Annotated in this window: 21 protein-coding genes; 17 read left to right on the top strand and 4 right to left on the bottom strand. The window is 65.8% G+C overall.

The features are described from left to right. Positions 1 to 94: 94 nt before the first annotated feature. From rsmG to Q0C59_RS12920, 5 genes are all read left to right on the top strand, one after another. On the top strand, positions 95 to 769 hold the full coding sequence (rsmG, locus tag Q0C59_RS12940) for a 16S rRNA (guanine(527)-N(7))-methyltransferase RsmG (RefSeq protein ID WP_291216168.1): 675 nt from the start codon (positions 95 to 97) through the stop codon (positions 767 to 769). Positions 770 to 848: 79 nt separating this feature from the next. After that, a complete protein-coding gene (locus tag Q0C59_RS12935; protein ID WP_291216166.1) occupies positions 849 to 1,463 on the top strand; it encodes a LysE family translocator in 615 nt (204 codons plus the stop codon). Positions 1,464 to 1,472: 9 nt separating this feature from the next. Beyond that, entirely contained in the window at positions 1,473 to 2,243 is a 771-nt protein-coding gene (locus tag Q0C59_RS12930; RefSeq protein WP_291216163.1) for a ParA family protein, read from the top strand. 16 nt (positions 2,244 to 2,259) lie between these two features. Further along, positions 2,260 to 2,799 carry an alpha/beta hydrolase gene (locus Q0C59_RS12925; RefSeq protein WP_291216160.1) on the top strand — a complete coding sequence of 180 codons (540 nt, stop codon included), beginning with the start codon at positions 2,260 to 2,262 and terminating at the stop codon, positions 2,797 to 2,799. Positions 2,800 to 2,816: 17 nt separating this feature from the next. Next, entirely contained in the window at positions 2,817 to 3,731 is a 915-nt protein-coding gene (locus Q0C59_RS12920; RefSeq protein ID WP_291216158.1) for a ParB/RepB/Spo0J family partition protein, read from the top strand. Between the two features lie 39 nt (positions 3,732 to 3,770). On the opposite strand, the gene Q0C59_RS12915 is transcribed toward Q0C59_RS12920, so the two are convergent. The 3 genes from Q0C59_RS12915 to Q0C59_RS12905 form a co-directional block, all read right to left on the bottom strand. Beyond that, complete coding sequence (locus Q0C59_RS12915) at positions 3,771 to 3,950, bottom strand: YegP family protein (protein WP_291216155.1); 180 nt, start codon at positions 3,948 to 3,950, stop codon at positions 3,771 to 3,773. A 103-nt stretch (positions 3,951 to 4,053) separates the two neighbouring features. Then, positions 4,054 to 5,478 (bottom strand): FAD-binding oxidoreductase, encoded by a 1,425-nt coding sequence (locus Q0C59_RS12910; RefSeq protein WP_291216152.1) that lies wholly within the window; start codon positions 5,476 to 5,478, stop codon positions 4,054 to 4,056. A 78-nt stretch (positions 5,479 to 5,556) separates the two neighbouring features. After that, positions 5,557 to 5,790 carry a hypothetical protein gene (locus tag Q0C59_RS12905; protein ID WP_291216149.1) on the bottom strand — a complete coding sequence of 78 codons (234 nt, stop codon included), beginning with the start codon at positions 5,788 to 5,790 and terminating at the stop codon, positions 5,557 to 5,559. Between the two features lie 159 nt (positions 5,791 to 5,949). Between Q0C59_RS12905 and Q0C59_RS12900 the strand changes: the two genes are divergently transcribed. The 5 genes from Q0C59_RS12900 (at position 5,950) to hprK (ending at position 9,227) form a co-directional block, all read left to right on the top strand. Next, entirely contained in the window at positions 5,950 to 6,516 is a 567-nt protein-coding gene (locus tag Q0C59_RS12900; RefSeq protein WP_291216146.1) for a cob(I)yrinic acid a,c-diamide adenosyltransferase, read from the top strand. Further along, positions 6,513 to 6,869 (top strand): hypothetical protein, encoded by a 357-nt coding sequence (locus Q0C59_RS12895; protein ID WP_291216144.1) that lies wholly within the window; start codon positions 6,513 to 6,515, stop codon positions 6,867 to 6,869. The genes Q0C59_RS12900 and Q0C59_RS12895 overlap by 4 nt, the downstream gene beginning before the upstream one ends. A 370-nt stretch (positions 6,870 to 7,239) precedes the next feature. Next, a complete protein-coding gene (hpf, locus tag Q0C59_RS12890) occupies positions 7,240 to 7,569 on the top strand; it encodes a ribosome hibernation-promoting factor, HPF/YfiA family (protein WP_069048333.1) in 330 nt (109 codons plus the stop codon). A gap of 143 nt (positions 7,570 to 7,712) precedes the next feature. Beyond that, the gene (locus Q0C59_RS12885; protein ID WP_291216142.1) at positions 7,713 to 8,183 is read left to right on the top strand and encodes a PTS sugar transporter subunit IIA; all 471 of its coding nucleotides are present in this window, start codon (positions 7,713 to 7,715) and stop codon (positions 8,181 to 8,183) included. 93 nt (positions 8,184 to 8,276) lie between these two features. Beyond that, complete coding sequence (gene hprK / locus Q0C59_RS12880) at positions 8,277 to 9,227, top strand: HPr(Ser) kinase/phosphatase (RefSeq protein ID WP_069048331.1); 951 nt, start codon at positions 8,277 to 8,279, stop codon at positions 9,225 to 9,227. A 5-nt stretch (positions 9,228 to 9,232) separates the two neighbouring features. On the opposite strand, the gene fur is transcribed toward hprK, so the two are convergent. After that, positions 9,233 to 9,673 carry a ferric iron uptake transcriptional regulator gene (fur, locus tag Q0C59_RS12875; protein ID WP_291216138.1) on the bottom strand — a complete coding sequence of 147 codons (441 nt, stop codon included), beginning with the start codon at positions 9,671 to 9,673 and terminating at the stop codon, positions 9,233 to 9,235. Between the two features lie 158 nt (positions 9,674 to 9,831). On the opposite strand from fur, the gene Q0C59_RS12870 reads away from it, so the two are divergent. The 7 genes from Q0C59_RS12870 to holA all read left to right on the top strand — a co-directional run. Continuing rightward, positions 9,832 to 10,431, top strand: a complete 600-nt coding sequence (locus Q0C59_RS12870; protein ID WP_291216136.1) for an outer membrane protein assembly factor BamE — start codon at positions 9,832 to 9,834, stop codon at positions 10,429 to 10,431. Next, entirely contained in the window at positions 10,428 to 11,246 is an 819-nt protein-coding gene (gene dapB, locus Q0C59_RS12865) for a 4-hydroxy-tetrahydrodipicolinate reductase (RefSeq protein ID WP_291216134.1), read from the top strand. Before Q0C59_RS12870 ends, dapB begins: the two co-directional genes overlap by 4 nt. Beyond that, positions 11,243 to 11,911 carry a MotA/TolQ/ExbB proton channel family protein gene (locus Q0C59_RS12860; protein WP_291216131.1) on the top strand — a complete coding sequence of 223 codons (669 nt, stop codon included), beginning with the start codon at positions 11,243 to 11,245 and terminating at the stop codon, positions 11,909 to 11,911. Before dapB ends, Q0C59_RS12860 begins: the two co-directional genes overlap by 4 nt. Continuing rightward, a complete protein-coding gene (locus Q0C59_RS12855) occupies positions 11,908 to 12,339 on the top strand; it encodes a biopolymer transporter ExbD (protein ID WP_291216128.1) in 432 nt (143 codons plus the stop codon). The genes Q0C59_RS12860 and Q0C59_RS12855 overlap by 4 nt, the downstream gene beginning before the upstream one ends. Positions 12,340 to 12,451: 112 nt before the next feature. Then, positions 12,452 to 15,133 carry a leucine--tRNA ligase gene (gene leuS, locus Q0C59_RS12850; protein ID WP_291216125.1) on the top strand — a complete coding sequence of 894 codons (2,682 nt, stop codon included), beginning with the start codon at positions 12,452 to 12,454 and terminating at the stop codon, positions 15,131 to 15,133. A 10-nt stretch (positions 15,134 to 15,143) separates the two neighbouring features. Further along, positions 15,144 to 15,686, top strand: coding sequence for an LPS assembly lipoprotein LptE (gene lptE, locus Q0C59_RS12845; RefSeq protein WP_291216122.1), 543 nt, complete (start codon positions 15,144 to 15,146; stop codon positions 15,684 to 15,686). Positions 15,687 to 15,705: 19 nt separating this feature from the next. After that, positions 15,706 to 16,611 (top strand): DNA polymerase III subunit delta (gene holA, locus Q0C59_RS12840; protein WP_291216118.1); only part of this gene is annotated, 906 nt, incomplete at its 3' end.

Below are 16,611 nucleotides of genomic sequence, written 5' to 3'. Positions count from 1 at the left end.
TCTCGCTGCTGCTCATCCATCTGAAGAAGGGCGGGTTCAAGGGGTTCGCCACGCTGCCGGCTGCGGCCGCCGACCTGTCCTCCGACATCCCGGCATGAGCGATTTGAGAACCACCCTGCAGGCCGGCCTGCAGTCGCTCCAGCTCGCGCTTGACGCGCGTCAGGTCGACCTGCTGCTCGACTACCTGGGTCTGCTGCAGAAGTGGAACAAGGTCTACAACCTCACGGCCGTGCGCGACCCGGCCGAGATGATGACCCACCACCTGCTCGACAGTCTGGCGGCCATCAAGCCCCTGCTTCAACAGGTGGGTGACCGACCGGTGAAGCTGCTCGACGTGGGCTCTGGTGGCGGCCTGCCCGGCGTTGTGATCGCCACCGCCTGTCCGCAGATCGACGTGACCTGCGTGGACACCGTGGCCAAAAAGGCGGCTTTCATCCAGCAGGCGGCCGCCACGCTCAAGTTGCCGAACCTGCGTGGGCTGCACGCCCGGGTGGAAAGCCTCAACGCCTTGTCGGGGCAGGGCTTTGACGTCGTGTGCTCCCGCGCTTTTGCCTCGCTGGCGGATTTCACGAACTGGTCGAACAGCGCGCTGAACGAGGGCGGCGTGTGGATGGCCATGAAGGGCAAACACCCCGGTGACGAGCTGGCCACGCTGGCCTCCGAGGCGCCAGCGGTGGATGTGTTTCACGTGGAACAGCTCAGGGTCCCCGGGCTGGACGCAGAGCGCTGCATCGTCTGGATGCGCCCCGGTCCCGCCGCTGTGGCCTGAGCAACACGGCGCGCTGATTGCGCCCGTGACGCCAAAACCCTTCACGTAAACTCGACCCTCCACTTCCCGGGGGTTCTCCATGTTCGGCATCGCAGATTACGGCGCATTCGCCGCCGCCATCGTCGTGTTCTTGCTCATCCCGGGGCCGGGCAATCTGGCACTGGTCACCTCCACCAGCAAGGGCGGTATTCGGGGTGGACTGGCGGCCACGCTGGGCGTGATGGCCGGCGATCAGGTGCTGATGTGGCTTGCGGTGGCCGGTGTGGCGGCCTTGCTGGCGGCCTACCCAGCCGCCTTCAGTGCGGTGCAGTGGCTGGGCGCCGGCTACCTGGCCTGGCTGGGCTTCAAGATGCTGACCGCCAAGCCCGGTGATGCGCCCATCCTCAACATCCGCCCGCGCCAGTATTTCCAGCAGGCCATTGTCATCACCCTGCTCAATCCGAAGGCGGTGGTGTTTTACATGGCCTTCTTCCCGCTGTTCGTGGATCCGGCCCGCCACCAGGGGCTGGTCACCTTCGGTGCCATGGCCGCCACGATCGCGCTGCTCACCTTCGCTTATGGGCTGGTCGTGACCCTGCTGACCCACTTTCTTGCCGAACGGATGCGCGCCAACCCAGTCGTTGGACGTGTGCTGGAGAAGGTGGCCGGGGTTTTCCTCATCGGGTTCGGCATCAAGCTGGCCATCTCCAAATAAGAAGAACCCATGGCCAAGATCTTTTGTATTGCGAACCAGAAGGGCGGCGTCGGCAAGACCACCACCACGGTGAACCTGGCCGCCGGTCTCGCCAAGGTGGGGCAGCGGGTGTTGATGGTTGATCTCGACCCGCAGGGCAACGCCACCATGGGCTCGGGCGTGGACAAGCGTCAGATGGCGCTGTCGGTCTACGACGTGCTGCTGGAGTCCGCCTCGGTGGCCGAGGCGGCGGTGTTCTCGGAGAAGTGTGGCTACCACGTGCTCGGCGCCAACCGCGAACTGGCCGGCGCCGAGGTGGAGCTGGTGGAGGTGGAGCGACGCGAAAAGCGACTGAAAACCGCTCTGGCCGAGGTGCTGGACAGCTACGACTTTGTGCTGATCGACTGCCCGCCGTCCTTGAGCATGCTCACCCTCAACGGCCTGTGCGCCGCGCACGGTGTGATCGTGCCCATGCAGTGCGAGTACTTCGCACTCGAAGGCCTGACCGATCTGGTCAACACCATCAAGCAGGTGCACGCCAACCTCAACAAGGACCTGGCCATCATCGGCCTGCTGCGCGTCATGTTCGACCCGCGCATCACCCTGCAGCAGCAGGTGAGCGACCAGCTCAAGGCCCACTTCGGCGACAAGGTGTTCGACACCGTGATCCCGCGCAACGTGCGCCTGGCAGAAGCACCGAGCTACGGATTGCCCGGCGTGATCTTCGACCCGGCCGCTCGCGGCAGCCAGGCCTTTGTGGCCTTCGCCTCCGAGATGGTGGCGCGCATCGGCAAGCTCTGAGCAGGCATTGTTTCACGTGAAACCTCACAACGTCCTTATCCTGCCCGGCTGGCAGAACAGCGGTCCCGACCACTGGCAGAGCCGCTGGGAGGCGACCCACGGCTACCGCCGGGTGGACCAGCACGACTGGATGCAACCCCGTCGTGGCGACTGGATCGCCCGGCTGGAAGAAGTGCTGTTCACCTGTGATGAACCGGCGGTTCTGGTGGCCCACAGCCTGGGCTGCCTGCACACCGCCGCCTGGGCGGCACACTCGCAAAACACCGCGCTCGTGAAGGCCGCTTTGCTGGTCGCACCCGGGGACGCCGAGCGCGAAGAGATGCGCCCGGCGCTGCCCAGCTGGTCGCCCATTCCCATGCAGCGCCTGCCGTTTCCCAGCGTGCTGGTGGGCAGCCGCAACGACCCGTACTGCAGCTTTGAACGCGCGCAAGCCTTTGCCGCCGCCTGGGGTTCGCAATGCGTTGACCTGGGCGACGCTGGCCACATCAACGCCGAGTCCGGTCTGGGCGACTGGCCAGCCGGCCATGCGGTGCTTGCCGAACTCATGAACCTCTGACCTTCGAAAGACGACCCATGGTCACCAAAAAACCCAAAGGCCTCGGCCGCGGACTCGAAGCCCTGCTGGGCCCCAAAGTGATCGACAGCGCGCCGGCCGATCCCGACAGCCTGCCTTCCAGCCTGTTGCTCACCGAGCTGGTGGCTGGCCAGTACCAGCCGCGCACCCACATGGACGAGGGCGCTCTCTACGAACTGGCCGAGAGCATCAAGGCCCAGGGTGTGATGCAGCCGATCCTGGTGCGCCAACTCGCTGATGGCCCCAACGCTGGCAAGTTCGAGATCATTGCCGGCGAGCGCCGTTTCCGCGCCTCGAAACTCGCAGGGCTGGACCGTGTGCCGGTGCTGGTGCGCGATGTGGCCGACGAGGCCGCCGCCGCCATGGCGTTGATCGAAAACATCCAGCGCGAAGACCTCAACCCGTTGGAGGAGGCTCAAGGCCTGCAACGCCTGGTGAAAGAGTTTGGGCTCACTCACGAACAGGCGGCACAGGCCGTGGGCCGCTCGCGCAGTGCCGCCAGCAACCTGCTGCGTCTGCTGCAGTTGGCCGAACCGGTGCAGACCATGCTGATGGCGGGCGACCTGGACATGGGCCACGCGCGCGCGCTGCTGGCGCTGGACAAGGCCAGCCAGATCACGGCGGGCAACCAGATTGCGGCCAAAAAGATGTCGGTGCGCGAGGCCGAGAGCCTGGTGAAAAAGCTGGGCGCCGAATTCGCGCTCTCGCCTCAGAAGCTCAAGAAGGACAAGTCGCGCGACATCCGACGGGTTGAGGAAGAGCTGGCCGACCTGTTGATGGCCGAGGTAGAGGTGCGCGTGAAGAAGCGCCTCAAGCGCCACGGCCGAATCGAGGAGATGGGCGAGATTGCGATCCAGTTCGGCTCACTCGACGCCCTCAACGGCCTGATCGACAAACTGCGCGGCGGGCATTGACCGGGCCGCGGCTGTGCAAGCCGCTGCCCGCTCGGCGCGTCAAGCGCCTTCCTTGATCACCGTGGTGGGCCCGTTGGTCTTCACCGACTCCATGCCGGTCTGACGCGCAGCGGCGGTCTTGTACATCTGGCTGGTGCCGATGACCAGGTGGTTGGCGGCCTTCAAGACAAAGGAAAATTGCCCCTTGTCGTTCTTGTTCAGTTCGTACCAACCCGCCATGTGACCCCCGTGAAGTGTGGATGAAGGACTTTCATTCTGGCCACCCCAATAGAGGTTCGGGAGCGGGTCATCCCTCGGGCTCGGCACCCGAGGCGGCCGAACTTCACATGGCGAAGATCTTTCCCGGATTCATGATGTTGTCCGGGTCGAGCGCGCGCTTGATGGTGCGCATCATGTCCACCGCGCCGCTGCCGGCCTCGGTGAGCAGGAAGTCCATCTTGTGCAGGCCCACGCCGTGTTCGCCGGTGCAGGTGCCCTCCAGGCTGAGAGCGCGCGCCACGAGCTTGTGGTTGAGCTCTTCGGCCAGCGTGTGTTCTTCGGGCTTGGTCGGGTCGATCAGGTAGCCGAAGTGGAAATTGCCGTCGCCCACGTGGCCGACCAGGAAGTAGGGCAGGCCGGCCGCGTCGGCCTCGAGCACGGAGTCGAGCAGGCAGTCGGCCAGGCGGCTGATGGGCACGCAGGTGTCGGTGCTGATGGCGCGGCAACCCGGCTTGCTCTGGATGGCGGCAAAGTAGGCGTTGTGCCGCGCCGTCCACAGACGCGTGCGCTCTTCGGGTGTGTCGGCCCACTCGAACGCCTGGCCACCAAAGTCGGCAGCGATTTCCTGCACCGTTTCGGCCTGCTCCTTCACGCTCGCGGGCGAGCCGTGGAACTCCATCAGCAGCATGTTTTCTTCGCGCAGTCCGAGCTTGCTGTGCGCGTTGACCATGCGTACCGTGTTGTGGTCGATCAGCTCGCAGCGCGCGATCGGCACGCCGAGCTGGATCACCTGGATCACCGTGCGAACGGCGGCCTCGATGGTGGGGAACGAGCAGGTCGCGGCCGAGATGGCTTCGGGCAACGGGTAGAGCTTGAGGGTGACCTCGGTGATCACGCCCAGCGTGCCTTCGCTGCCCACCATCAGGCGCGTGAGGTCGTAGCCGGCCGATGATTTTTTGGCGCGTGTGCCGGTGCGGATCACTTCACCGCTGGCGGTGACCACTTCCAGCGCGAGCACGTTCTCGCGCATGGTGCCGTAGCGCACCGCGTTCGTGCCGCTGGCGCGCGTGGCCGCCATGCCGCCGATGGAGGCGTCCGCACCCGGGTCGATCGGGAAGAACAGGCCCTCGCTCTTCACCGCTTCATTGACCGCCTTGCGCGTCACGCCGGGCTGCACCGTCACGGTCAGGTCTTCGGCGTTGATGGACAGCACGCTGTTCATGCGGCTCACGTCGACGCTGATGCCGCCCTGCACCGCGAGCAGGTGACCTTCGAGCGAGGAGCCCACGCCGAACGGGATCACCGGCACCTTGTGCCGGGCGGCCAGTTTCACGGCGTCGGCCACGTCCTGCGTGCTCTGCGCAAACACCACGGCCGCGGGTGGCGGCACCTCGTACACCGACTCGTCGCGCCCGTGCTGCTCGCGCACCACCAGGGCGGTAGAGCATTGCGTACCAAAACGCGACTGCAGCGCGGCGATCAGCTCGGGTGGCACCACACGTTGGTGCACTTGCGGAGCGAGGTGGCTGTGGGCGGTGGGGGCGTTCATGGGCAGTCTCCGGCGCTGTTGTGTCAGCCGGCCAGTTTAAGCCCGCAGTCCCGTGCGCGGCACACCGCGCGGGCGCACTCAGCTGCGGACTTTCCCGGCTTGCAGCAAGACGGCCGGAGCGCGGCTGGACCGTGTGTTGCCGGTGAACGTGGTGTGGCCCGTGGCGCCCGTGAGGCTGGTGGCCTGGCCGGTGATGCGTGCGGCGTGCGTCGGCGGCACGCTGGCCATGCCGGCCAGGCCCAGGGTGCAGGCGGCGATCAGTTGCACGCTGCGGGCTTCGAAGTCGGCGAGTCGTTGTCGGCGTTGCGTCATCGGGGTCTCCTGGGAGTGAACAGGTGGCCATTACCGCTGGGATCGGCGTCTGACGCCAGCGTTCTTGCCTCACGTTGCCTCGCTCACATTTCCCTGCGCCCCGTTACGACAGGCCAACGCTGCACAATCCGGTCATCCCCCTCAATTCAAGGACTTCCCATGGGCAACCGCCTCACCCAGATCGCCACCCGCACCGGCGATGCCGGCACCACCGGCCTGGGCGACAACACCCGCGTTTCCAAGAACAGCCTGCGCGTGCACGCCATGGGCGACGTGGACGAGCTCAACTCCAACATCGGTGTCCTGCTGTGCGAAGACATGGCGACCGATGTGCGGGGCGTGCTGGTGGAGATCCAGCACCAGCTCTTCAACCTCGGCGGCGAGCTGTCCATCCCCGGCTACGAGCTGCTCAAGCCCGAAGCCGTGCTCGCGCTCGACGAAGCCCTGGCCACCTACAACGAAGCCCTGCCGCGCCTGCAGGAGTTCATCTTGCCCGCCGGCTCCCGCGCTGCCAGCCTGGCGCACGTGTGCCGCACCGTGGCGCGCCGCGCCGAGCGCGCGGTGGTGGCGCTGGGCAACGAAGAGGCCCTGAAAGACACGCCGCGCCAGTACCTCAACCGCCTGAGCGACCTGATGTTTGTGCTGGCCCGCGTGCTCAACCGCATGAACGGTGGCGACGACGTGTACTGGAAGAGCGAGCGCATGGCCAAGGGCGCTGCCGAATGAAAGCGGCGCTGATCACCGCGGCGTGCCTTGCCGCTGCGGTGCCCGTCGCCACGGCTCAAAACAAAGCCCCATCCCGACCCGCCACCCAGACCAGCGAAGTGACGCTGGTTTGTGAAGCGGTGTACCTGCCGGCGCGCACCACCTGGACGCGCACGGTGAGCATCGCTTACGACAAGAAACGTGTGCGCGCCGTGCAGATCGACGGCGTGCCGGTCTACACCTTCGCCATCCAGGAAGCGGTGATCCTCACGGCGGTGGACAACGAGCGCATCCAGATCGACACCGCAGCCCAGATCTGGAGCAGCGATTTCCGCGGCCAGGCCACGGCGCAGGGGCGTTGCGAGCGACAGTAAACGGCCTGCAGGGCGGCCCCAGGGTTCATCGTGCAGCTCCCTCGCCCCGGATTTGGCCTTACTGCCAGGCGGGTTGATGGTCGTTTGCGGTGCCGCCGGTCGATCCGATCAGGCGATACGCGCGGTCGCATCGAACCAGGCGGAAAACAGCAGCCACAACGCGGTGTAGCCGCGTTTGCTGAATGCACAGCGTGCGGGACGTGCATAGCTCGATCGGCACTGATGCCGATCAAGATGTCACGTTTTCTTTCGGCTGAGGCTTGCGCCGGGGTGTCTTCGTCGGCATAGTGGGCTCAAGACATCCCCGTGGCCGTCGGGAGGTTTTGCCCCAGACGGCTTGTCTCAACCCGGAGCATATGGAGGCTCTTTTATGAACCTGACGATCAGCGGTCACCACCTTGAGGTCACACCCGCCCTGCGCGGCTACGTCACCAGCAAACTCGAACGCATATCCCGACATTTCGACCAGGTGGTCGACATGAAGGTGCTGCTGACGGTGGACAACCTGAAGGAGAAAGACCTGCGGCAGAAAGCGGAGTGCAACATTCACGTCAAGGGGCGTGATCTGTTCGCCGAAAGTGCTCATGCCGATCTTTACGCCGCCGTCGACGAGCTGGCCGACAAGCTGGACCGGCAAGTTTTGCGCTACAAGGACAAGACGCAAGACCACCACCACGACTCGGTGAAGCGTTTGATGTGATGAAAGTCACGGGCTGCGGTCCGTGCGGGAAAACCCGATGCTGCACTGCAGCAGGCCGCTTGGAAAGTCAAGCGGCTTTTTTGTGCCCCCAGTCTAGCCAACAGCGCTCAACTGGTCATAATTTGCGCTCCAAGAGGGCTCACATGAACCGACTATCCGCCATATTGCCCGCTGCGCAAGTGCTCGTCAGCGTTGATGCGACCAGCAAGAAACGCGCTTTCGAAGAAGCAGGTTTGCTTTTCGAGACCCTGCACGGACTCAACCGCGCGCTCATCACCGACAGCCTGTTCGCCCGCGAGCGGCTGGGCTCCACCGGTTTGGGTCATGGCGTGGCAATTCCCCACGGCCGCATCAAAGGTCTGAAGCAGCCGCTGGCCGCCGTGTTCCAGCTCGCCAGCCCCATCGGGTTCGATGCGCCTGACGAACTGCCGGTGCAGCTGATGATCTTCCTGCTCGTGCCCGAGGCGGCCACGCAGAAGCACCTGGAAATCCTCTCCGAGATCGCCGAGTTGTTGAGCGACAGTGGTCTGCGCGAACAAATGAAAACTTCTGCGGACGCCATCGCACTGCACAAACAGATCACGTCCTGGCAGTCCGCGCACGCGGCAGCCTGAAACGTTGAGCCCCCACGCTCCACCGTTGCACGCGTCGCTTCCTCCTGAGGGGGCTGACCATCCTTGGGGCGGCCCAGCGGCCGGTCATTTGCTTTGAAACCCACCGTCGTCAGCGCCGATGTCCTTTTTGAGGACCATCGGGACGCCCTGAAGTGGCAGTGGATCGCCGGGCTCGGGGCCTCCGAGCGGCGGTTTGACGAAGTGGCCATCCGCGCCGCACGCTCAGGTGCCGATCTGGTCGGTTACCTCAACTACATCCACCCTTACCGGGTGCAGGTGTTCGGCGAACGTGAAGTCGCCTACCTCACCAGTCCGAACGAAGAAGACAACAAGCGCCGCGTGGCGCGCATCGTCACGCTGGAGCCGCCGGTGCTGGTGGTGGCCGATGGCCAGACCGCACCCGATGCGCTCACCGCCATGTGCGAGCGGGCGCAGATTCCGATGTTCTCCACGCACGAGTCGGCGGCCTTTGTCATCGATGTGCTGCGCGCCTACCTCTCGCGCCATTTCGCTGATCGTGCGTCCATGCACGGCGTGTTCATGGACATCCTGGGCATGGGCGTCATGATCACCGGCGAGTCAGGGCTGGGCAAGAGCGAGCTGGGGCTGGAATTGATTTCACGCGGCCACGGCCTGGTGGCCGATGACGCGGTGGACCTTTACCGCATCAACCAGACCAGCATCGAAGGCCGTTGCCCCGAGCTGCTGCAAAACCTGCTGGAGGTGCGCGGCATCGGTTTGCTGGACATCAAAGCCATCTTTGGCGAGACAGCGGTGCGTCGCAAGATGCGCCTGTCGCTCATCGTGCACCTGGTGCGCCGCGAGACACTGGAGCGCGACTTCGAACGCATGCCGCATGAGCCGCTGTACCAGGACGTGCTCGGCGTGCCGGTGCGCAAGGCAGTCATTCAGGTGGTGGCGGGCCGCAACATCGCCGTGCTGGTGGAAGCGGCCGTTCGCAACACCATCCTCCAGCTGCGCGGCATCGACACCTACCAGGAGTTTGTGTCGCGCCATCGCGCGGCCATGTCGCGCGGCGAGTGAGCGCTTCAGGCCCGGTGTGACTGGCCCTTGTGCGGGCAGTCGGTCTTGGTGCAATTGGCGTAGAGCGACAGCGCGTGTTCCTGGAGCACGAAGCCCCGCGTCTTGGCCACCATCTGCTGGCGCTTTTCGATCTCGGCGTCGAAGAACTCTTCCACACGACCGCAGTCCAGGCACACCAGGTGGTCGTGGTGCTGGCCTTCGTTGAGCTCGTACACCGCCTTGCCCGACTCGAAGTTGCTGCGCGTGAGCAGGCCGGCCTGTTCAAACTGCATCAGCACGCGGTAGACCGTCGCCAGGCCGATGTCGGAACGCTCTTCGAGCAGCACGCGGAACACGTCTTCGGCCGTCATGTGACGCTGCTTGGCGTTCTGGAACACCTCCAGGATCTTCAGCCTGGGCAGCGTGGCTTTCAGCCCGGTGTTCTTGAGTTCTTCAATGTTGGTCATGGCAGTGCGCGCGGGGCGTGGATTCGGGCGGTCGGGATCTTTGCGGTGCCTTCAAGCCCCAAGACTACAATGAAAGCATCATATCGCCAGCGTCTGGCGCACGCTGCATTTCTGCCCCGGCAACGCCTGCGTGCGCGCCCCATCCACGGTCCGATTCCATGCTCCACCACTCACCCGATTGCGCCTCCCCGACCACGCGTGGTCAGCGGCTTCGCCGCCCGGTTGCCCTGCTCTGTGCCATGGCCTCGCTGGTCGCGCTGTCGGCGTGTTCCAGCGTCACCAGCCGACTGCCCGGCATCACCAGCGTCGTCACGCCGTACAAGATCGACATCCTGCAAGGCAACGTGGTCACGCGTGAGCAGGCGGCAGCCTTGCAGACCGGCATGGGGCGCGACCAGGTGCGCGACATCCTGGGATCGCCCTTGCTGACCAGCGTGTTCCACGCCGACCGCTGGGACTATGTGTTCACCTTCCGCCGCCAGGGTCAGGCGCCCCAGCAGCGCCGACTGACCGCGTTCTTCAAGGCCGACCTGCTCGAACGATTCGAAGCCGACGAATTGCCGAGCGAAGCCGAGTTCGTGGCTTCACTGGACGCCGGCCGCAAGTTCGGCAAGGTACCGCCTCTGCAGGCCACCGAAGCGCAGCTCAAGGCCTTTGACGAGCGCAACAAGACGACCGCTCCGGTCGAACCGGCTGCGCCTGTGGCCGCACCTGCGACCAGCTACCCACCCCTGGAGACGCCGGGGACCGCCCGATGAGCAGCGGAGCGGGGCTGCACCGTGTGTGCGTGGCGGGCGCCAGCGGCCGCATGGGTCAGATGCTGGTGGAGGCCGTGCGCAGCAGCGGCGATTGCCAGCTCACCGGCGCGCTCGACATCCCGGGCAGCGCCATGCTGGGGCAGGACGCCGCCGGGTTTGCCGGCCAGGCCAGTGGCGTGCTCATCACCGCCGATCTCGTCCGGGGGTTGGGCGCCAGCCAGGTGTTGATCGACTTCACCCGCCCCGAAGGCACGCTGGCGCACCTGCGCGAGTGCGTGAAGCTGGGCGTCAATGCGGTCATCGGCACCACCGGCTTCAGCGACGATCAGAAGGCCGAGATCGCCGACGCCGCCAAGTCGATCGCCATCATGATGGCGCCCAACATGAGCGTGGGCGTGAACGTCACGCTCAAGCTGCTGGAGATGGCGGCCAAAGCCCTGTCCACCGGTTACGACATCGAGATCATCGAAGCGCACCACCGCCACAAGGTGGACGCGCCCAGCGGCACCGCGCTGAAGATGGGCGAGGTGATCGCCAATGCGCTGGGCCGCGACCTGAAAGACTGCGCGGTGTACGCGCGCGAAGGCGTGACGGGCGAGCGCGATCCGTCCAGCATCGGCTTTGCCACCATCCGCGGTGGCGACATCGTGGGCGACCACACCGTGCTGTTCGCCGGCACCGGTGAGCGCATCGAGATCACCCACAAGTCGAGCAGCCGCGCGACCTACGCGCAGGGCAGCCTGCGCGCGGTGCGCTTCCTGGCGGGCAAGCCGGCCGGGCTGTACGACATGTTCGACGTGCTCAACCTGAAATGATCGACAGCGCGGGCCAGGGTCTGTTGCAGACGCTGGCGCAGGCCGATGCGCTCGGCCGGGCGGTGGCGTTGCTGCTGCTGGCCATGTCGGTGGCGAGCTGGGTGGTGATTCTGTGGAAGGGCTGGTTGCTGCGCCGTGCTGCGCGCGACCTGCAAATGAGCACCGCCGCGTTCTGGCAGGCCGCCGATCTGGACGATGCGCAACGCCGCCTGGGCACATTCGATGCGCAGCAACTCGTGTTGCCGCTGCTTCAGGCGGCCCTGGGCCTGAACAGCGCCGCATCCCACACCCTGGCGGCTGCAGGCGACCGGTCGCAACAACTCACCCGCGTGCTGCGCGATGCCCTGCACCGCGTATTGCACCGCCTGCAATACGGCCAGGTGCTGCTCGCCACCGTGGGCTCCACCGCGCCCTTCGTGGGCCTGCTGGGCACCGTCTGGGGCATCTACAACGCGCTCAGCGGCATCGGACTCGATGGCGGATTCCGCATCGAACAGGTGTCGGGCCCGGTCGGTGAGGCGCTGGTCATGACGGCCGCCGGCCTGGTGGTCGCCATCCCAGCCGTGCTCGCCTACAACGTGCTGGGGCGCCAGATCGCGCGCATCGAAGCCGACCTCGAAGGGTTCGCGCGCGACCTGCGCGAACTCATGGTGCATCAACCATGAGTTTCGGCCGGCTGGAGCGGCCCACCGGCCACAAGCCCATGAGCGAGATCAACGTCACGCCGCTGGTGGACGTGATGCTGGTGCTGCTGGTGATCTTCATCATTGCCGCCCCTTTCATGGCCGACCGGCTCGCGCTGGAGTTGCCCAAGGCTGAGCTGCCCAAGGCGGTCACGCCAGCGCAACCCGGGCCTTTTGTGTCGCTGTCGGTCGACGGCCAGGGACGCATGCAGTGGGACGGCCAGGCCGTGGATGACGGCACCTTGCGCCAGCGCCTGAGCGAAGCCGCGCAGCGCGACCCGGCCACCGAAGTACAGCTGCGTGCCGACGCCAGCGTGCCCTACGGCCGCGTGGTTTCGCTGATCGGCATGGCGCAATCGGCCGGGCTCTCGCGCATCGGTTTCGTGGCCGACTCGACGGCCCCGCGCTGAATGCCTGAGCCCACGGGCGCCATGCTGCCCAAGGCCTAAAATCCGGCAACTCCCCGCGCCCCTGCGCGCAGCTTCTCCCTTCACCGTCGCCGGCTGGTCCGGACCCTGGTTCATGCAAGACAAATACGCCCACAAAGAAGTCGAGCGCGCCGCGCACGCCCACTGGAACGCGACCGACGCCTACCGCGTGACGGAAGACGCGGGCAAGAAGAAGTTCTATGCCTGCTCCATGCTGCCCTACCCCAGCGGCAAGCTGCACATGGGCCATGTGCGCAACTACACCATCAACGACATGCTCGCGCGCCACCTTCGCATGAAGGGCTTCAACGTGCTCATGCCCATGGGCTGGGACGCGTTCGGCCTGCCGGCGGAAAACGCGGCGTTGAAGAACGGCGTACCACCGGCCAAGTGGACGTATGAAAACATCGCCTACATGAAGCAGCAGATGCAGGCCATGGGCCTGGCCATCGACTGGTCACGCGAAGTGGCCACCTGCGATCCGAGTTACTACAAGTGGAACCAGTGGCTGTTCCTGAAGATGCTGGAGAAGGGCGTCGCCTACCGCAAGACCCAGGTCGTCAATTGGGACCCGGTGGACATGACCGTCCTGGCCAACGAACAGGTGATCGACGGCAAGGGCTGGCGCACCGGCGCGGTGGTCGAGAAGCGCGAGATCCCGGGCTATTACCTCAACATCACCTCGTACGCGGAAGAGCTGCTCGACCACGTGCAGATCGGCAACCCCAAGGCGACCCTCAATGGCTGGCCCGACAAGGTGCGCCTGATGCAGGAAAACTGGATCGGCAAGAGCGAAGGCGTGCGTTTTGCGTTCCCGCACACCATCAAAGGTGATGACGGCGCACTCATCGGCGACGGCAAGATGCACGTCTTCACCACGCGCGCCGACACCATCATGGGCGTGACCTTCTGCGCCGTGGCGCCCGAGCACCCGCTGGCCGCGCACGCCGCCGCGAACAATCCGGCGCTGGCTGCGTTCATCGAAGAGTGCAAGACCGGTGGCACCACCGAAGCCGAGCTGGCCACGCAGGAAAAGAAGGGCATGGCCACGGGCCTGACCGTGACGCACCCGCTGACCGGCGAGGCCGTGGCCGTGTGGGTGGGCAACTACGTGCTCATGAGCTACGGCGACGGCGCGGTGATGGGCGTGCCCGCGCACGACGAGCGCGACTTTGCGTTCGCGAAAAAATACGACCTGAAGATTCAACAAGTGGTGTCGGTGGAAGGCGAGACCTTCAGCCTGGAGGCCTGGGCCGACTGGTACGGGGACAAGCAGCGCGCGGTGTGTGTGAACTCCGGTGCCTTTGACGGCCTGCCGTACAAGGCGGCGGTGGACGCGGTGGCGGCTCAACTCGCGGCCAAGGGCCTGGGCGAGAAGAAGACCACCTGGCGCCTGCGCGACTGGGGCGTGAGCCGCCAGCGCTACTGGGGCACGCCCATCCCCATCATCCATTGCACCGAACACGGCGCCGTGCCTGTGCCCGAGAAGGACCTGCCTGTGGTGCTGCCGCAGGACTGCATCCCCGACGGCTCGGGCAACCCGCTGCACAAGCACGAAGGCTTTCACGCCGGCGTGGTGTGCCCGGTGTGTGGACAGCCCGCGCGCCGCGAGACCGACACCATGGACACCTTCGTGGATTCGTCGTGGTACTTCATGCGCTACTGCGACCCGGCCAATTCGGAAAAAATGGTCGCTGACGGTGCCGATTACTGGATGCCGATGGACCAGTACATCGGCGGCATCGAACACGCGATCCTGCACCTGCTCTACGCGCGTTTCTGGACCAAGGTCATGCGCGACCTGGGCCTGGTGAAGGTCGACGAACCCTTCACCCACCTGCTCACGCAGGGCATGGTGCTCAACCACCTCTACAGCCGGCGCACCGAGAAGGGCGGCAAGGACTACTTCTGGCCGCACGACGTCGAAAACGTGCTGGATGAGACCGGCAAGGTCGTGGGCGCGAAGCTCAAGAACCCGGCCACCAGCGGCGACGGTCTGCTGCCCGTGGGCACGCCCATCGACTACGAGGGCGTGGGCACCATGTCCAAGTCCAAAAACAACGGCGTCGATCCGCAAGACCTGATCGAGAAGTACGGCGCCGACACCGCGCGGCTGTACACCATGTTCACCGCGCCGCCCGAGGCCACGCTGGAGTGGAACGACGCGGCGGTGGAAGGCAGCTACCGTTTCCTGCGCCGCGTGTGGGCCTTCGGCTTGAAGCTCTCGGCCACCAGCGGCCTGGGCGCACTCGCGGCCGGTGTCTCGAAGCAATCGCTGTCCAAGGGCGCGAAGGCGCTGCGGCTGGAAATGCACACCGTGCTCAAGCAGGTGGACTACGACTACCAGCGCATGCAATACAACACCGTGGTGTCGGGCGCGATGAAGATGCTCAACGCCCTTGAAGACTTCAAGCCCGATGGCAGCGCCGGCGACAACGCTGCGCTGGCCGAGAGCTTCGGCATCCTGCTGCGCTGCATTTACCCGGCCACGCCGCACATCGCGCACACCTTGTGGACCGAGCTGGGTTACCCGGGCGAACTGCTCGACGCGCCCTGGCCCCAGCCCGACGAGGCCGCCCTGCAGCGTGACGAGATCGAACTTGTGCTGCAGATCAACGGCAAGCTGCGCGGCAGCCTGCTGGTGCCGGCGAACGCCGACAAGGCCGCCATTGAAGCGGCAGCGCTGGCCAGCGATGCCTTCGTGAAGCAGGCCGCCGGCGCGCCGCCGAAAAAAGTGGTGGTCGTGCCAGGCCGCCTGGTCAACGTGGTGATCTGAAAGCCCTTGCATGACGAACCAACGCCCCTCGATCCCAAGCCGCCGCGTCTGGCTGCAACTCGCCCTGGGCGCGACCGCGCTGGGTCTCTCGGGCTGTGGTTTTGCGCTGCGCAAGGCGCCCACCTTCGCGTTCGACACGCTGCGCCTGCAAGGCATGGAGGGCACGCAGGTGAGCCGCGAGCTGCGCGAAGCGCTGCAGGCCAACGGCATTCGTGTGCTCACCTCGACCACACCCGCCACCGGACCCGGCGCGCAGACGGCGCAGGCCATCCTCACCGTGCTGGTCGACCAGCGCGAGCGTGTGGTGGTGGGCCAGACCGCAGCGGGTCAGGTGCGTGAACTGCAGCTGCGCACCCGCTTCGTGTTCCGCCTGCGCACGCCCACCGACAAGATCCTGATCGACGACACCGAGATGCTGCTGGAGCGCGACATCAGCTTCAACGAAACCCAGGTGCTGGCCAAAGATGCAGAAGAAGCGCTGCTGTTTCGCGACATGCGCAGCGACATCGTGCAGCAGGTGGTGCGTCGCCTCGCGGCGGTCAAGTCGCTCTGAGTCCAGCCTCAAGCGCCTCATGCAGATCGCAGCCAACCAACTCGCCGCCCAGCTGCAGCGCGGCCTCAAAAGCCTCTACACGCTGCATGGCGACGAGCCGCTGCTGATCCAGGAAGCAGCCGACGCGATCCGCGTGGTGGCGCGCGAGCAGGGTTGTGGCGAGCGCACGGTCCACACCGTGGCGGGTGCTCACTTTGACTGGGGCGAGGTGCTGGCCAGCGGTGGCTCCATGAGCCTGTTTTCCGACAAACAACTGATCGAGATCCGCATCCCGTCGGGCAAGCCCGGCAAGGACGGCTCGCAGGCGCTGCAGCAGATCGCGCAGAGCGCCGAGAACAACGACAGCACGGTCACCGTGGTCATCCTGCCCCGCCTGGACATGGCCACACAAAAGGGCGCCTGGTTCGCCGCGCTCGACAGCTTCGGCGCCGTGGTGCGCGTGGAGGCGGTCGACCGCAAAGCCTTGCCGCAGTGGATTGCGCAACGCCTGCAGGCGCAGGGCCAGCGCGTGGTGGCGGGTGAAGAAGGCCAGCGCACCCTGCAGTTTTTTGCCGACCGTGTGGAAGGCAACTTGCTCGCCGCGCACCAGGAAATCCAGAAGCTCGCGCTGCTGCACCCGGTGGGTGATTTGTCGCTGGAGCAGGTGGAGTCGGCTGTGCTCAACGTGGCGCGTTACGACGCCTTCAAGCTTGCCGAGGCGGTGCTGGGCGGGCAGAGCGTGCGCGTGCAACGCATGCTGGACGGTCTGCAGGCCGAGGGCGAAGCGCCGGTGCTGGTGCACTGGGCCCTGTCCGAAGACATCCGCACCTTGCACCGCGTGCGTACGGCGCTGGACGCGGGCCGCCCGCTGCCCATGGCACTGCGCGAGAACCGCGTGTGGGGCGTGAAAGAGAAGCTCATGGAGCGCGCGCTGCCGCTGCTCTCC

The sequence above is a fragment of the Hydrogenophaga sp. genome (genome assembly GCF_022844385.1).
Lineage (GTDB): Bacteria > Pseudomonadota > Gammaproteobacteria > Burkholderiales > Burkholderiaceae_C > Hydrogenophaga.
Note: the sequence above shows the minus strand (reverse complement) of the source record. Positions and strands in the feature narration are given on the sequence as shown.

What these genes read in the sequence shown, in the direction of transcription:
- Q0C59_RS12855 (WP_291216128.1), top strand. Translation starts at nt 11,908, where the DNA reads ATGAGTTTCGGCCGGCTGGAGCGGCCCACCGGCCACAAGCCCATGAGC.
- Q0C59_RS12910 (WP_291216152.1), bottom strand. Translation starts at nt 5,478, where the DNA reads ATGAACGCCCCCACCGCCCACAGCCACCTCGCTCCGCAAGTGCACCAA.
- fur (WP_291216138.1), bottom strand. Translation starts at nt 9,673, where the DNA reads ATGACCAACATTGAAGAACTCAAGAACACCGGGCTGAAAGCCACGCTG.
- Q0C59_RS12885 (WP_291216142.1), top strand. Translation starts at nt 7,713, where the DNA reads ATGAACCGACTATCCGCCATATTGCCCGCTGCGCAAGTGCTCGTCAGC.
- leuS (WP_291216125.1), top strand. Translation starts at nt 12,452, where the DNA reads ATGCAAGACAAATACGCCCACAAAGAAGTCGAGCGCGCCGCGCACGCC.
- Q0C59_RS12930 (WP_291216163.1), top strand. Translation starts at nt 1,473, where the DNA reads ATGGCCAAGATCTTTTGTATTGCGAACCAGAAGGGCGGCGTCGGCAAG.
- Q0C59_RS12935 (WP_291216166.1), top strand. Translation starts at nt 849, where the DNA reads ATGTTCGGCATCGCAGATTACGGCGCATTCGCCGCCGCCATCGTCGTG.
- hpf (WP_069048333.1), top strand. Translation starts at nt 7,240, where the DNA reads ATGAACCTGACGATCAGCGGTCACCACCTTGAGGTCACACCCGCCCTG.
- Q0C59_RS12860 (WP_291216131.1), top strand. Translation starts at nt 11,243, where the DNA reads ATGATCGACAGCGCGGGCCAGGGTCTGTTGCAGACGCTGGCGCAGGCC.
- Q0C59_RS12895 (WP_291216144.1), top strand. Translation starts at nt 6,513, where the DNA reads ATGAAAGCGGCGCTGATCACCGCGGCGTGCCTTGCCGCTGCGGTGCCC.
- rsmG (WP_291216168.1), top strand. Translation starts at nt 95, where the DNA reads ATGAGCGATTTGAGAACCACCCTGCAGGCCGGCCTGCAGTCGCTCCAG.
- Q0C59_RS12915 (WP_291216155.1), bottom strand. Translation starts at nt 3,950, where the DNA reads ATGGCGGGTTGGTACGAACTGAACAAGAACGACAAGGGGCAATTTTCC.
- lptE (WP_291216122.1), top strand. Translation starts at nt 15,144, where the DNA reads ATGACGAACCAACGCCCCTCGATCCCAAGCCGCCGCGTCTGGCTGCAA.
- dapB (WP_291216134.1), top strand. Translation starts at nt 10,428, where the DNA reads ATGAGCAGCGGAGCGGGGCTGCACCGTGTGTGCGTGGCGGGCGCCAGC.
- Q0C59_RS12905 (WP_291216149.1), bottom strand. Translation starts at nt 5,790, where the DNA reads ATGACGCAACGCCGACAACGACTCGCCGACTTCGAAGCCCGCAGCGTG.
- Q0C59_RS12870 (WP_291216136.1), top strand. Translation starts at nt 9,832, where the DNA reads ATGCTCCACCACTCACCCGATTGCGCCTCCCCGACCACGCGTGGTCAG.
- Q0C59_RS12900 (WP_291216146.1), top strand. Translation starts at nt 5,950, where the DNA reads ATGGGCAACCGCCTCACCCAGATCGCCACCCGCACCGGCGATGCCGGC.
- Q0C59_RS12920 (WP_291216158.1), top strand. Translation starts at nt 2,817, where the DNA reads ATGGTCACCAAAAAACCCAAAGGCCTCGGCCGCGGACTCGAAGCCCTG.